Source organism: Paraburkholderia yinzeri, assembly GCF_046581065.1.
Taxonomy (GTDB): Bacteria; Pseudomonadota; Gammaproteobacteria; order Burkholderiales; family Burkholderiaceae; genus Paraburkholderia.
This window is the reverse complement of the sequence record NZ_JBFOCJ010000002.1, coordinates 722,352-735,469: the sequence shown is the minus strand read 5'-3', so window position 1 is coordinate 735,469 and position 13,118 is coordinate 722,352. Positions and strand designations below refer to the sequence as shown.

The following is a 13,118-nucleotide window of genomic DNA, read 5'->3' as shown; positions in this document are numbered from 1 at the left end:
CTTACTTGACTTCTCTGAGATGGAAGAGGCGGTGCTTGTCGAGCGTGGTGGCGAAGCCCTTCGGGACCACGAAGGTGGTCGCGTCGGACTCGATGATCGCCGGTCCGGCAATTACGTTGCCGGGCTTGAGCGCCTCCATCCTCCACAGGACCGCGTCGTGCCATTGCTTGTGGCGATAGAGCCTGCGAACGCCGATGCGCGCCGTGTCCGGCGGTGTCGGGCCGCCTTCGGGATCTTCCGGAAGCACGGGCTTTTGCGTGATCACCATGCCGCGCATGATGGCGCCCGTCACCGAGAAGCCGAGTTCGGGCGAACGCGCCGAACTCGCGTAGACGCGGCCATAGGTGTCCTCGAATGCCGTGACGATGCGGTTCCAGTCTTCGGCTTCCGAAGCGCTCGTGATCGGCGATTCGATCTCCAGATCGTTGAGTTGTCCCATGTACTGCATGCGGAAACCCGGGCGCAGGATCACGTCGCGTTCGCCGAAGCCGTTGATGCGGAATTCCTCGACCACCTTGGCGGCGAGCTCCGACCACGCTTTCTGGATGGTTTGTGCGGCAAGTGCTTTTTCGTCGTCAGTGGCGAGTTGGGGGAGCGCCAGATCGACGCTCTTGTCGTAGCGATACTCGAAATCCGCGCACGCGCAGCCGAATGCCGAGAAGCCGGCGGCCCACGCGGGCACGACGACGTCCTTGAAGCCGAGTCCTTCGGTGTAGCCATAGGTGTGGACCGGCCCCGCGCCGCCATACGAGAAGCAGACGAACTCGGTGGGGTTGTAGCCTTTCGCGCTGACGTTCGAGCGCAGGTACTCGCGCAACTGGAGGTCGAGCAGTTCGATCACGCCGGCGGCCGCGTCTTCGACGGAAAGCCCGAGCGGGTCGGCGATCTGCGCCTTGATGTGCTCGCGCGCGCGGTTCACGTCGAGCTTGATCTGGCCGCCCAGGAAGTTGTCGGGGTTCAGGTAGCCCAGCACCACGTGGCAGTCGGACACGGAGACGGTGGTGAGCCCGCTGTCCGGCCAGCAGGTGCCCACGCGATAGCCGGCGCTGTCCGGCCCGAGCTTGATGGAGCCGCTATAGGGGTCGAGGCGCACGAAGCTACCTGCGCCGGCGCCCACCGAATCCATCGTGACGAGCGGCAGCGACAGCACGAGGCGCGCCATGTTCGGGTCCGACGCGATCGCGAAGTTGCCTTTCGTGATGAGCGCCATGTCGAACGACGTGCCGCCGATGTCGGAGCACGCGATGTTGTCGTAGCCGAGCGTCTCGCCCAGAAGCTTCGAGCCGATCACGCCGCCTATCGGCCCCGAAACGATCGTGCGCGCGAGTTCCTTCGCTTTCCAGCTAATCGTGCCTCCGTGCGTGGCCATCACGCGCAGATCGAACTTCGCCCCGTGCTTGCGGAAGCGGTCGCTGACTTTCTTGAGTGTCTGGCGGGACGGTTCTGCCGCGTAGGCTTCGAGCACCGTGGTGTTCATCCGGTGGCTTTCCTTGCGCTGCGGATAGTAGTCGACCGAGGCGAACACAGGGATGTCCATGCCGGTCTTCTTCAGTTCATCGCGCACGATGTCGCGCGCCTGCCGTTCGCTCGTTGCGTTCTTGTGCGACTGCAGGAAACAGATCACGATGGCCTTCGCGCCTGCCGCCGCCAGTTCGCGCGTTGCCTGCCGGACTTCGTTCTCGCGCAGCGGAATGACGATTTCGCCCTGCACGTCGGTGCGCTCGGTGACGCCTCGGGTGCGCGACAGCGGCACGAGCGGTTCATCGTAACGGTGGGTGTTCAGGTGGATCCGCTCTTCCAGTGCGTAGCCGAGGTAGCTCTGAATCGCGCGGCCCATCGAGTGCACGTGCTCGAAGCCCTTGTTGACGAGCAGCCCGACGTCGAGCCCCTTGCGCTGCACGACGCGGTTGAGCATGGCCGTGCCCGAATACACGCAGGTCACGAGTTCGGGATAGACGTCGTCGACGCCCCGCTGCCAATGCGAGAGCGCGTCCTGCGACGAGTTGAAGATCGCGAGCGACTCGTCGTCGGGATTGCTCTGCGCCTTGCCCACGACGAATCGCCCGTCGGCACGCACGAAGAACGTATCGGTCATCGTGCCGCCGGCATCGATGCCCAACACCTGGACTTGCGAAAGTCCTTCCATGGTTTCGTCTCCAATGGTTGAAGTAGTCATGAGCCGCGAGGCGCGCACTTGTCCGAACGCGCCGCGCCAGAAACCGCGGCTCGCCTTCTAAATTGCAACTGTCATGCCATTGGCGGGAGAAAACGGGCGCCTGCCCGCGCAGCCTTGGCTGGCGCGGCAGGCGCGAAGAATGTGCGAACGAAGTGGCGGATCTAAGTGGGTGCGCTGCGGCCGGATTTCAGACTGCCGCGGCGTTCGATCGCCGGACGGTCGGTCGTCGCCGGGGCTCGCTCAGAGCATCGGCGAGTGCAGATGGTCGGGATGATCGAGCATGTCGGCGACGAGCTGAAACGACTCTTCCATTTCGAGCGGACTGCAAGGGCCGCCGAGGCAGATGCGCACCGCGTTGGGCGGATTGCCGTCGGTGCTGAATGCCGCGCCCGAGACCACGCCGATCTGTTTGCTCCGCAGATGCGACGCGAGTTCGGACGCGCTCCAGCCAGTACTGGCCGGCACGGTGAGCCACAGATGAAAGCATTCCTCCGACGCCTCGAATTCGCGTCCCCTGAACACCTGGGCAGCAATATGCTGGCGGACCGCACATTCGGCGCGAATCGCTTCGAGCATCTCCTGAGCGGCCCCGCTTTCGATCCAGCGTGCGGCCAGATGCGACATGTAGGGACTCGCCATGACCGTCGTCGCACGCATGGCGCCGGCCAGCCGCTGCGCGTGGCGCGTGCCCGGCGCAATCACGAAGGCCACGCGCAGCCCCGCGCCGAAGCACTTCGACATCCCCGTCACATAGTAGGTGAGCTCGGGCGCGAGCGTGGCCAGTGCGACCGGCGGTTTTTCGCTCAGCATGCCGTAGGCGTCGTCTTCGATGATCGGCACGTCGTAGCGCAGTGCGATATCGGCGATGTGCTCGCGCCGGTTCAGCGAAAGCGTGCGCGTGGTCGGATTCTGCAGCGTTGCGTTGCAGTAGAGCACGCCGGGCTTGCGGGTCTTGCAGAGCGCTTCGAACGCGGTCGCGTTGAGCCCATCGTCATCGTACGGCAACGGCGCTAGCGGCATGCCGAGCTGGTTCGCGATGACCTTCAGCCCCGGATAGGCAAGCGCGTCGACGCAGATCGCCTCGCCCGGTTTCACGAGCCGCAGCAGCAGCGCAACGAGCGCATTGTGAATGCCGGGACACACGAGAAGCGCGTCGGCGCGATGGTCGGGTACGGTGTGGCGCAGCCATTGGCTCGCCATCGTGCGCTCGAACTGCGTGCCGCCGAAGTCCTGATAGCGCAGCAGCGACCACGGATCGGCCGCACCGACGATCCGCGCGGCCGACTCCGCAATGCGTTCGCGCATCTGCGGCGGCTCGGGCGGCATGTTCATCGTCATTTCGAGCGCGGTGCCCGCACGTAGCGGCACGGCAGGCGGACGCCCGCGCACATACGAGCCGCTGCCCGCGCGCGAATCGATGAGTCCGCGCTTGCGCGCTTCGGCATAGCCGCGCGCGAGCGTGGTGTAGTTCACCTTGAGCGCCTCGGACAGGTCCCGCAGCGCGGGGAGGCGATCGTGCGGCCTGAGGCGTCCGCTCGCGACGTCCTCTTCGATCAGGTCGGGAATGGTCTGGTAGACGGGCTTGCCGCTCTCGGCGAGCCGCTTCAGCCAGTGGGCGGCGACGTTCGACATGGGCGTACCGGGCAGAAGGCGATGAAGTTCATTCTAGTGCGGGCGACCGCTGGAAAATAAACAATTGATCGTGTGTGATTGCGCCGAATGATCCGTATTGATGCATGTGCGCACCGAAGCGATTGCGGCTTGCCCTATGCAGGGGCGCGACGCAACTCGCATTGTCGGCGTATGCCGGCGCTCAGCCCATGCTCGCGCGCCGCGATCAAGAAATTTTGGGGGTGATCATTCCCGTCACGGAAGTTTGATTGGAACTTGATCGCATGACCTGTGCCGCTTGATGGCATGGCCGTTGCAAAAAGAGAGGTGCCGGCTACCGGTCGGCCACGGTTCTCAATCCATGAACGGAGTCATGCAATGCCCGCCATTACCACGCCCGCCCACAAGACCGGCGACTTCCTCGTCGACTACGAAGAGAAGGTGTTCGAGGACGTCAAAGCGGAACCGGGCGAGAAAGCGCTCGTCACGTTCCATACCGTCGCCTTCGAAGGGTCGATCGGTTTCGTCAACATGCTGCAGGCTACGCGCCTGCAGCGCAAGGGCTTCGAGACATCGATCCTCCTCTATGGTCCTGGCGTAATGCTCGGCGTGCAGCGCGGCTTTCCCACGCTCGGCGCCGAAGCGTTCCCGGGCCATTTGAACTTCAACAACCAGCTCATGAAGTTCATGGCCGAAGGCGGCAAGGTCTACGCGTGCCGCTTCGCGCTGCAGGCACTCTATGGTCACGGCGAGGCGTCGCTGATCGAAGGCGTGCGGCCGATCAATCCGCTCGACGTGCTCGATCTCAAGCTGCTGCATCGCAAGTCGAACGCGCTCGTCATCGACACCTGGACGGTCTGAGCGGAGCGGGCATCGCTATGTCAACTTCCTCCACAAAGCGTGTCGTGCGCGCCGCGGCCGTGCAGATCGCACCGGATCTCGAATCGTGCGCGGCGACGCTTGCGCGCGTGGCCGACGCCATGGTCGCCGCCGCGCGCGAAGGCGTGCAGCTTGCCGTGTTTCCCGAAACCTTCCTGCCGTATTACCCGTACTTCTCGTTCGTGCTGCCGCCGGTGCAATCGGGTGCGGAACATCTGCGGCTCTACGAAGAAGCGGTGGCGATACCCGGTCCCGTCACGGACACGATCGCATCGCTCGCGCGCCAGCACGGCATGGTCGTCGTGCTCGGCGTGAACGAGCGCGATCACGGCAGCCTTTACAACACGCAACTGATTTTCGACGCGGACGGCGCGATGAAGCTGAAGCGCCGCAAGATCACGCCGACGTTCCACGAACGCATGATCTGGGGGCAAGGCGACGCGGCCGGCCTGAAGGTCGTAGAAACGGCGGCGGGGCGCGTGGGCGCGCTCGCATGCTGGGAGCACTACAACCCGCTTGCCCGCTACGCGCTCATGACGCAGCACGAAGAGATCCATTGCAGCCAGTTTCCGGGCTCGCTCGTGGGCCCCATCTTCGCCGAGCAGATCGAAGTGACGATCCGCCATCACGCGCTCGAATCGGGCTGCTTCGTTGTCAATGCAACGGGCTGGCTCAGCGAGGCGCAGATCGCCTCGGTCACGAGCGATCCGAAGCTGCAGAAGGCGCTGCGCGGCGGCTGCAACGCCGCGATCGTTTCGCCCGAAGGCCAGCATCTCGCCGAGCCGCTGCGCGAAGGCGAGGGCATGGTGATCGCCGACCTCGACATGGCGCTCATTACCAAACGCAAGCGCATGATGGATTCGGTCGGCCATTACGCGCGCCCCGAATTGCTGAGCCTCGCGATCAACGAGCGGCCGGCCACGCCCGTGTTTTCCCTCGACGACGCCCCCGTCGTTCCCACCTGGAGTGCTCACGATGAATGCCAGCCTCAACCTGCCGGAATCGAATCTGCAACTCTTGACTGAGCTTCAGTCGAGCGGTTTGCGGCTCGCCGAGCCCCAGTTGCCGGGCCTGTCGCGTCGCGGCGGTGCGGGGCCTTCGGACCACCAGGCCGTGGTGATCGACGGCGTCACGCTGATGGTGCCGGTCCACACGCACGGCGCGCATCGGTCGGCGTTTGTTGCGGGGACACCGGATGGGTCGGGTGTCAGCACGCTCAAGCGCGGCACCATTCCCGTCGCGCAGATCGCGTTTGCGAAAACGCCGCGCTTCTATGCATTGCAGACGCTCGATGGCGTGCCGTATTCGCATATCGCGACCTTGCACGGGACCGACGTTCTCGCGACGACGGTGCTGCAAACCTGCATACGCTACGAAAGCCGCAAGAAGGCATGCAAGTTCTGCGCGATCGGACAGTCGCTCGCGGCGGGACGCACGATTGCGCGCAAGACGCCGGAGCAACTCGCGGAAGTAGCACGCGCAGCGGTCCTGCTGGACAAGGTGAAGCACATGGTGCTCACCACGGGCACGCCGGCCACGCCCGACCGCGGTGCCGCCATCCTCTGCGACAGCGCGCGTGCGATTCGCCGCGCCGTCGACCTGCCGATCCAGGCCCAGTGCGAACCGCCCGACGACGATGGCTGGTTCGCGCGCATGCGCGAGGCCGGCATCGATACGCTCGGCATGCATCTGGAAGTGGTGGGCGAAAGCGAGCGGGCGCGCATCATGCCGGGCAAGGCAACGGTGCCCGTGAGCCGCTACATGGAGGCGTTCGAAGCGGCGGTGCGCGTGTTCGGGCGCGGCCAGGTGAGCACGTATATCCTCGCGGGCCTCGGCGATACGCCGCAGACGATCCTCGACATGGCGCAGCGGCTGCTTGCGATCGGCGTCTATCCGTTCGTCGTGCCGTTCGTGCCGATCTCGGGCACACCGCTCGAAGACCTCGCGCCGCCCGCGCCCGAATTCATGCAGGCGATACTCGCGCCGCTCGGTGCGATGGTCCGCGAAGCAGGCCTGCGCGCCGCCGACATCAAGGCGGGCTGCGGGAAGTGCGGCGCATGTTCTTCGTTGTCCTCATATGAAAAGGAGGCGGCATGAGCACGACCGGTTTGCCACGCGCCAACGACGAGGAAATCGTCGTGCGCTGGGCCAGCGAGCCCTGGGAGCGCGATGCGGCTTTTGCGATTCGTCGTGCGGTGTTCTGCGAAGAGCAGGGTATTTTCGAAGGCGACGACCGCGATGACATCGACAGCCATGCGCAACTGCTCGTCGCGGTGCAAGGCGCGGGCGGCGCGCAGCCGTGCGTGGTCGGCACCGTGCGTATTCATCGCGACCCGGCGAAGGCTTCGACGTGGTACGGCTCGCGGCTCGCCGTCAGCGAGGCATTCCGGCACCACCGCCACATCGGCGCGACACTGATCCGTCTGGCCGTGAGCAGCGCCCATGCGCTCGGCTGTTCGACGTTCCTTGCGCAGGTGCAGGCGCAGAATGCGCCGCTGTTTCAGCGTCTGCACTGGCACACGCTCGACGAAGTGATGACCTTTGGCCGGTTGCATCACGTCATGCGGGCCGATCTCGCCCACTATCCGCCGTGCGCGACACCTTATGTCGGCTTCGTCGTCGATCAGCGGAGGGCGGCATGACGCTCGACGAAATCGTCGCGGCGGTGCGCGCGAGCCGCGGCGTCGCGCACAAGACCGATATCGCGCCGATGCTTGCGGCGCTCGACGCGGGGCACGAGGTCTCGGCGGTGATGGCCGCCGGCGACGATTGCGCCGCGATTCCCGATGGCGACGGCTATCTGCTCTTCGCTGCCGAAGGGATGGTGAGCGATCTGATCGAAGCGATGCCGTGGTTCGCAGGGTATTGCTCGGTCCTCGTGAACGTGAGCGACGTCTGCGCGATGGGCGGACGTCCCATTGCCGTGGTCGACGTGATCTGGAGCCAGGGCGTCGAGCCCGCGGCACAGGTGCTCGAAGGCATGGCGGCGGCGTCGCGTCAACTGGGCGTGCCCGTGGTCGGCGGCCACAGCAATGCGCGCAGCGATCGCACGCAGCTCGCGGTGGCCATACTCGGCCGCGCAAAGCGCCTGTTGTCGAGCTTCGAGGCGAAGGCCGGCGACAAGCTGCTCATGGCGGTCGATTTGCGCGGTGCGTTCGTCGAGCCCTATCCCTACTGGAACGCGGCCACCGAGGCGCCCGCCGAACGCCTGCGCGGCGACCTCGCATTGCTATCGCAACTCGCCGACGATGGCCTGTGCGCGGCGGCGAAGGATATCAGCATGGCGGGCATCGTCGGCACTGCGATGATGCTCGCCGAATGCTCGCGCGTGGGCGTGGCGATCGATCTCGAATGCGTGCCGAAGCCCGCCGACGTGCCGCTTGCGCGCTGGCTGCAGATATTCCCGAGTTTCGGCTATCTGCTGAGCGTGCGCGAAGAGCATGTCGACGAAGCGATTGCGCGTTTCAAGGCACGCGACATCGCCTGCGCGGCGATCGGTGAAATGCAGGGCGAGCCGTCGATCGACCTGCGCTGGCAAGGCGAAGCGCGCAGCGTCTGGCGGCTCGACGAACAGGCTTTCATCGTACCTTCGGATCGCCGCGCGACGCGCCCGTTCGCGCCTCGTGGCGCCCTTTGTCATACCGATTGAGCGAAGGAGAGAAGACATGCCCGTCACCCATTTCGTGGTGCGCTGGCCGGATGGCACCGAAGCACGCTGCTATTCGCCTTCGACTGTCGTGCGCGACTATCTGCACCCCGGCGACTATCCGCTGGACGACTTTCTCGACGCCGCCCATGACGCGCTTCGCGCCGCGTCCGAGCGCGTGCGCGAAAAATTCGGCTATGCGTGCTCGTCGGCGCTCGACCAGTGGGACGTCATCGAGCGTACCGCCCGGCAATACCATTCGCAGCCGACGGCACGCGTGACCGTCGTGAGCGTCGATTGAATCATGGCGTCGCGGCGGTAGAGGCGCCGCGAGCGTCGCATAAGGAGATTCCCATGTCTACACAAGCAAGCAGTCCAGAAGATCATTTCGGCGTCGTCGTCATCGGCGGCGGCCAGGCGGGTCTTTCGATGAGCTGGTATCTCAAGCTATCCGGCATCGATCACGTCGTGCTGGAGAAGCGTACCGTCACGCACACGTGGCGCGAGCAGCGCTGGGACGCGTTCTGTCTCGTCACGCCGAACTGGCAATGCGCGCTGCCCGACTATCCGTATCGCGGCGACGATCCGCATGGCTTCATGAAGAAAGACGAGATCGTCGAATGGCTCGATGGCTTCGTGCGTCACGTCGATGCGCCCGTGCGCGAGGGCGTGTCCGTAACGCGCGTTGCACGCCGGCCGCAAGGCGGCTATCTTGTCGAGACTTCGGCCGGCGCGCTAAGCGCCGATCAGGTCGTGGTTGCCTCGGGTGGCTATCACACGCCGATCGTGCCGCGCATGGCGGAGCGCCTGCCCGCGCATATCGTGCAGCTTCAGTCGTCCGCGTATCGCAATCCGTCCGCTTTGCCTGAGGGTGCCGTGCTCGTGGTCGGCTCCGGACAATCGGGCGCGCAGATTGCCGAGGATCTGCATCTGGCGGGCCGCAAGGTGATTCTGGCCGTCGGCGAGGCGCCGCGCTGCGCGCGGTTCTATCGCGGTCGCGACGTGGTCGACTGGCTTGCCGATATGAAGTACTACGACATGCCCGTCGAGGAGCATCCGTTGCGCGAGGGCGTGCGCGACAACACCAATCACTACGTGACGGGACGCGACGGCGGGCGCGACATCGACCTGCGCCGTTTCGCGCGCGAAGGCATGGAGCTTTACGGCGCGCTCGAAGACTACGTGGACGGCGCCCTGCGATTTGCGGGCAGCCTGCGCGCCAATCTCGACAGCGCCGATGAAACGTACAACCGCATCAACGCGTCGATCGACCGGTTCATCGCGCAGAAAGGCATCGAGGCGCCCGCGGGCGGGCCCTATCGTTCCGTGTGGGAGCCGTCCGAAGAGCGCACGGCGCTCGATCTTGCGGCGAGCGGGATCGGCAGCATTGTCTGGTGCATCGGATTTCGGCCGGATTTCAGTTGGATCGACCTGCCGGTATTCAACGGCCGTGGATATCCGGGACACGTGCGCGGCGTCACGAACCACGCAGGCCTCTATTTTCTGGGGCTGCCGTGGCTGCACACCTGGGGCTCGGGGCGCTTTTCGGGCATTGCGCGCGATGCCGCGTATCTTGCCGACCGGATCGTCGCGCAGGCACGCCCCGATGCGCGCGCGGCGTGACGCATCGGCCGCCCAGGGTAAAGCGCGTGCGCAGACTGCGTCGCGCACGCAATACGTTGCCGGTATGCCCGAGCTGGCGTTCGCGGGACTCTCGGAGCAATGGTTGTTGCGCACGTGCGGGCAATTGCACCGGAACGCGCTCGCGGAACAGAGGGGCCTCGCATCGCCGGACTTCTACGACGACGAAGGGCAGAAGTCGTATGCGGCATTTATGGCGGTGCGCGTGCGCGAGGCGAGGCTAGAGGACGTCGGCGAGCACCAGCGCTTCGCGATCGAGGCTCAGGTGCAGCGCATTGCGGGCGCACGACACTTCGGCCGGTTTCGCGTTTTCACGCCCGAGAGCGCCGTTGCCGGTGTCGAGATGATGTCGACGTTCGTGCGCCGCGAGCGCAGCGGCGATAACCGGTCCGTGTGCCGCGCGATGTTTGGCGGCGCGCCGCTTCGTGCGATGCCCGCCGCGGCCGTCGAACTGGCCGCGCAGGCAAGGCGCCTGCGCGCCGACGACTGGACGCGCCACGGCCGTCTCGATCGGACTGCGCATGCGGTACGGCACGTCGTGGAGTACCTGCCGTGCCCGTCGCTCGATTTCAACGGCGCGCATCTGCTTTACTTCGCGAGCTTTCAGTCGATGGTCGAGCGCGCCGAATGGCACTGGCGCTCGGCGCCGCATTCCGCGCCGCCGTGTCTCGTCGAACGCGATATGGCCTTCTACGGCAACGCCAACGTGGGCGATCGCCTGATCCTGTCGTTCGGCGCGCGGCATGCGGGCCACGACGGCCTTTCGCATTGGTGTTCGATCACGCGCGCCGCCGATGGCGTGCGTATTGCCGATGTCGTCACGCACAAACGGTGGTCGCACGAATGATGCCTCGTGCGCGGCACGCATGTCTTAATGAGCCGGACGACAACGCCGGTGACGTGATAGCGGCGACGGCTGCTCAATGTATGTGAAAGACTCCGCCAATCCCCACGCTAACCGGCGGTGCCGCATAGTATCCCGGCGCATACCCATAGTAGTAGCCCGGCGCGGGGGCGTAGCCATAAGGCGGCGCGACGATGCAACCGCTCAGGCCGCTGATCAGGGTGAGGATGAGGAGCGTTCGGGTCATCGACTGGTGTCCGCGTGGCGTGGGGTAGGAGAAGACGGCCGTGGTTGTCACACGAAAGACACCGGACCGCTATTCAACAAGACGACTGAAGTTTAGTGTGCGAACACCGGTATTGGGTTTCGCACACGATTACACGTGTAACGTGTTGTGACCGCCGATACAACTCACGGCGGTGCGCGGCCACCGGGGGGATGCCGTGCATTGAAAGACTGTGTAAGCGAGAAAAACGGGCGAATGTCTGTATAGTCTCCAGGATGTCGCGAAGGTCCCTGGTTGCACCAACGGGGCCGTTCAATTCCTCAATTCGTGAACCTGGCGGCACTCACATGACCGATTCTGCCGATATCCGTTTCCTCCTTGCGATCCAGCAGAACGGGAGCCTGATTGCTACTGCGCGAAAGCTTGGGCTCACGCCTTCCGCGGTTACTCAGCGCCTGCAGCAACTCGAAAAGAAACTCGGCGCGAGGCTGATCGACAGAACCGCGCGCAAGCTGATCTTCACCGAGGAGGGCGCGCTGCTGTGCCAGCGCGGATCGGAATTGATCCAGCAATTCGATACGCTGCTGGAAGATCTGCGCATTCGCCAGGGGGGATTGGTCGGAACATTGAAGGTCAACGCACCGCTCGGCTTCGGCCGCCGGTATCTCGCTCCCGTCATCGCCGACTTCCAGCAAGCCAATCCCGACGTCGACGTGGCATTGACGCTATCCGACCAGCCATTGACCGAAGCGGCCGACCGTTTCGATGTCGTGGTGCACATCGGCGAACTGCGCGCCTCCAATCTTGTTGGCCATGCCATTGCGCCCAACGCGAGATGGGTTTGCGCCTCCGCTGCCTTCCTCAAACGGTTTGGCAATCCGGACGCGCCTGACGATCTCGCGCGATTGCTGTGCATCGTCCTTCGCGAGAACAACGAGGACGTCTCGCTATGGCATTTCAGCAAAGGCAAAACCAGCCGCAGCGTCAGGGTCGCATCGAAACTGAGCTGTAACGATGGCGACGTGATTCGCCGCTGGGCCTGCGAGGGGCGAGGCATCATCCTGCGGTCCGAATGGGACGTCGCGGACGATATCCGGCAAGGAAGGCTGGTGAGGCTGCTGCCCGCGTGGAAGGCGCCGGATGCCAACGTCACTGCCCTGACACACAACCGGTCCGGCTTGCCGAGAAGAACCCGGGATTTCATGCAATATCTGCAGGCACGCTTCAGGCCGCTGCCGCCATGGCGGGTTTGAAAACGCCACTCCTTGCCGCGGATCCCGCTTCGGCCGCGGGCGATTTGCCTCTGGACGACCTGCTGGCCATTCAATACATATGAACCATTGAGTTAATTCAACTTAACTCTCAACGGGACGTCGAAACCTATAATTGGACTCACTTCGGGATTCCGATTATCAAGGGCTATGTCCGTGGAAGACGCCTCGCTTCATCCCCGCTATCCGAAAGCCGTCCTGTTCGACCTTCTAACCGCATTGCTCGATTCCTGGACACTCTGGAATCGTTCCGCCGGATCGGAACAGGCGGGCCGGGCCTGGCGTGCCGAGTACCTGCGCCTCACCTACGGCTGCGGGCAATACGTCGAATATGAAGCGCTGGTCAGACAGGCGGCGCAACACGTGGGCCTTTCCGCATCCGCGCCGCAAGCGCTCGAGGATAACTGGCTCGAACTGGCTCCATGGCAGGGGGCCGTGGCGGCGTTGCAGCAACTGCGGCCTCGCTGCAAGCTTGCCGTCGTGACGAATTGCTCCTATCGGCTCGGTCGGCGAGCCGCGGCGATTCTGCCCGTGCGATGGGATGCGGTGGTGACGGCGGAAGAAGCCGGCACCTACAAACCCGATCCCCGTCCTTATCGGCTTGCGCTCGACAAGCTCAACGTCGCGCCCCACGAAGCGGCGTTCGTCGCCGGCTCCAGTTACGACATGTTCGGTACGGCTGTCGTCGGACTGCGGACGTACTGGCACAACCGGATTGGCTTGCCGCTCGTACCCGGCGCGCGGGCGCCGGAGATCGAGTCGCCGGCACTCGATGCACTCGTCCCGTGGGCCAGCCACTTTGGGCCGGCGACTCAACCCTGACA

The 13,118-nt window shown here is 64.8% G+C and carries 13 protein-coding genes; 10 read left to right on the top strand and 3 right to left on the bottom strand.

The window, feature by feature from the left end; genetic code table 11:
• Window position 1 precedes the first annotated feature (1 nt).
• Window positions 2-2,146, bottom strand: a complete 2,145-nt coding sequence (locus WJ542_RS20465; protein ID WP_411191275.1) for a hydantoinase/oxoprolinase family protein — start codon at window positions 2,144-2,146, stop codon at window positions 2-4.
• 270 nt (window positions 2,147-2,416) lie between these two features.
• Window positions 2,417-3,808, bottom strand: a complete 1,392-nt coding sequence (locus tag WJ542_RS20460) for an aminotransferase-like domain-containing protein (protein WP_411191274.1) — start codon at window positions 3,806-3,808, stop codon at window positions 2,417-2,419.
• Between the two features lie 357 nt (window positions 3,809-4,165).
• Here WJ542_RS20460 and WJ542_RS20455 point away from each other — a divergent pair, with 357 nt between their 5' ends.
• From WJ542_RS20455 to WJ542_RS20420, 8 genes are read left to right on the top strand one after another with little or no spacing between them, the layout of a single operon-like run.
• The gene (locus tag WJ542_RS20455; RefSeq protein WP_322013731.1) at window positions 4,166-4,648 is read left to right on the top strand and encodes an MSMEG_0572/Sll0783 family nitrogen starvation response protein; all 483 of its coding nucleotides are present in this window, start codon (window positions 4,166-4,168) and stop codon (window positions 4,646-4,648) included.
• 17 nt (window positions 4,649-4,665) lie between these two features.
• Window positions 4,666-5,691 (top strand): Nit6803 family nitrilase, encoded by a 1,026-nt coding sequence (locus tag WJ542_RS20450; protein WP_411191273.1) that lies wholly within the window; start codon window positions 4,666-4,668, stop codon window positions 5,689-5,691.
• A complete protein-coding gene (locus tag WJ542_RS20445) occupies window positions 5,642-6,763 on the top strand; it encodes an MSMEG_0568 family radical SAM protein (protein ID WP_411191272.1) in 1,122 nt (373 codons plus the stop codon). Before WJ542_RS20450 ends, WJ542_RS20445 begins: the two co-directional genes overlap by 50 nt.
• Complete coding sequence (locus WJ542_RS20440; RefSeq protein ID WP_411191271.1) at window positions 6,760-7,308, top strand: MSMEG_0567/Sll0786 family nitrogen starvation N-acetyltransferase; 549 nt, start codon at window positions 6,760-6,762, stop codon at window positions 7,306-7,308. The genes WJ542_RS20445 and WJ542_RS20440 overlap by 4 nt, the downstream gene beginning before the upstream one ends.
• Window positions 7,305-8,315, top strand: coding sequence for a sll0787 family AIR synthase-like protein (locus WJ542_RS20435; RefSeq protein ID WP_411191270.1), 1,011 nt, complete (start codon window positions 7,305-7,307; stop codon window positions 8,313-8,315). Before WJ542_RS20440 ends, WJ542_RS20435 begins: the two co-directional genes overlap by 4 nt.
• Window positions 8,316-8,331: 16 nt before the next feature.
• Window positions 8,332-8,613: an MSMEG_0570 family nitrogen starvation response protein gene (locus WJ542_RS20430; RefSeq protein ID WP_411191269.1), complete on the top strand. Its 282-nt coding sequence runs from the start codon at window positions 8,332-8,334 to the stop codon at window positions 8,611-8,613.
• Window positions 8,614-8,666: 53 nt separating this feature from the next.
• Window positions 8,667-9,935, top strand: coding sequence for an MSMEG_0569 family flavin-dependent oxidoreductase (locus tag WJ542_RS20425; protein ID WP_411191268.1), 1,269 nt, complete (start codon window positions 8,667-8,669; stop codon window positions 9,933-9,935).
• Window positions 9,919-10,800 (top strand): Pnap_2097 family protein, encoded by an 882-nt coding sequence (locus tag WJ542_RS20420; RefSeq protein ID WP_411191267.1) that lies wholly within the window; start codon window positions 9,919-9,921, stop codon window positions 10,798-10,800. The genes WJ542_RS20425 and WJ542_RS20420 overlap by 17 nt, the downstream gene beginning before the upstream one ends.
• A 73-nt stretch (window positions 10,801-10,873) precedes the next feature.
• Here the strand turns inward: WJ542_RS20420 and WJ542_RS20415 are convergent, their stop codons facing one another.
• A complete protein-coding gene (locus WJ542_RS20415) occupies window positions 10,874-11,044 on the bottom strand; it encodes a hypothetical protein (protein WP_411191266.1) in 171 nt (56 codons plus the stop codon).
• A 326-nt stretch (window positions 11,045-11,370) separates the two neighbouring features.
• Between WJ542_RS20415 and WJ542_RS20410 the strand changes: the two genes are divergently transcribed.
• Together WJ542_RS20410 and WJ542_RS20405 are read left to right on the top strand one after the other, a co-directional pair.
• Window positions 11,371-12,276, top strand: a complete 906-nt coding sequence (locus tag WJ542_RS20410) for a LysR family transcriptional regulator (protein WP_411191265.1) — start codon at window positions 11,371-11,373, stop codon at window positions 12,274-12,276.
• A gap of 168 nt (window positions 12,277-12,444) precedes the next feature.
• Window positions 12,445-13,116 carry an HAD-IA family hydrolase gene (locus tag WJ542_RS20405; protein ID WP_411191264.1) on the top strand — a complete coding sequence of 224 codons (672 nt, stop codon included), beginning with the start codon at window positions 12,445-12,447 and terminating at the stop codon, window positions 13,114-13,116.
• Window positions 13,117-13,118 lie beyond the last annotated feature (2 nt).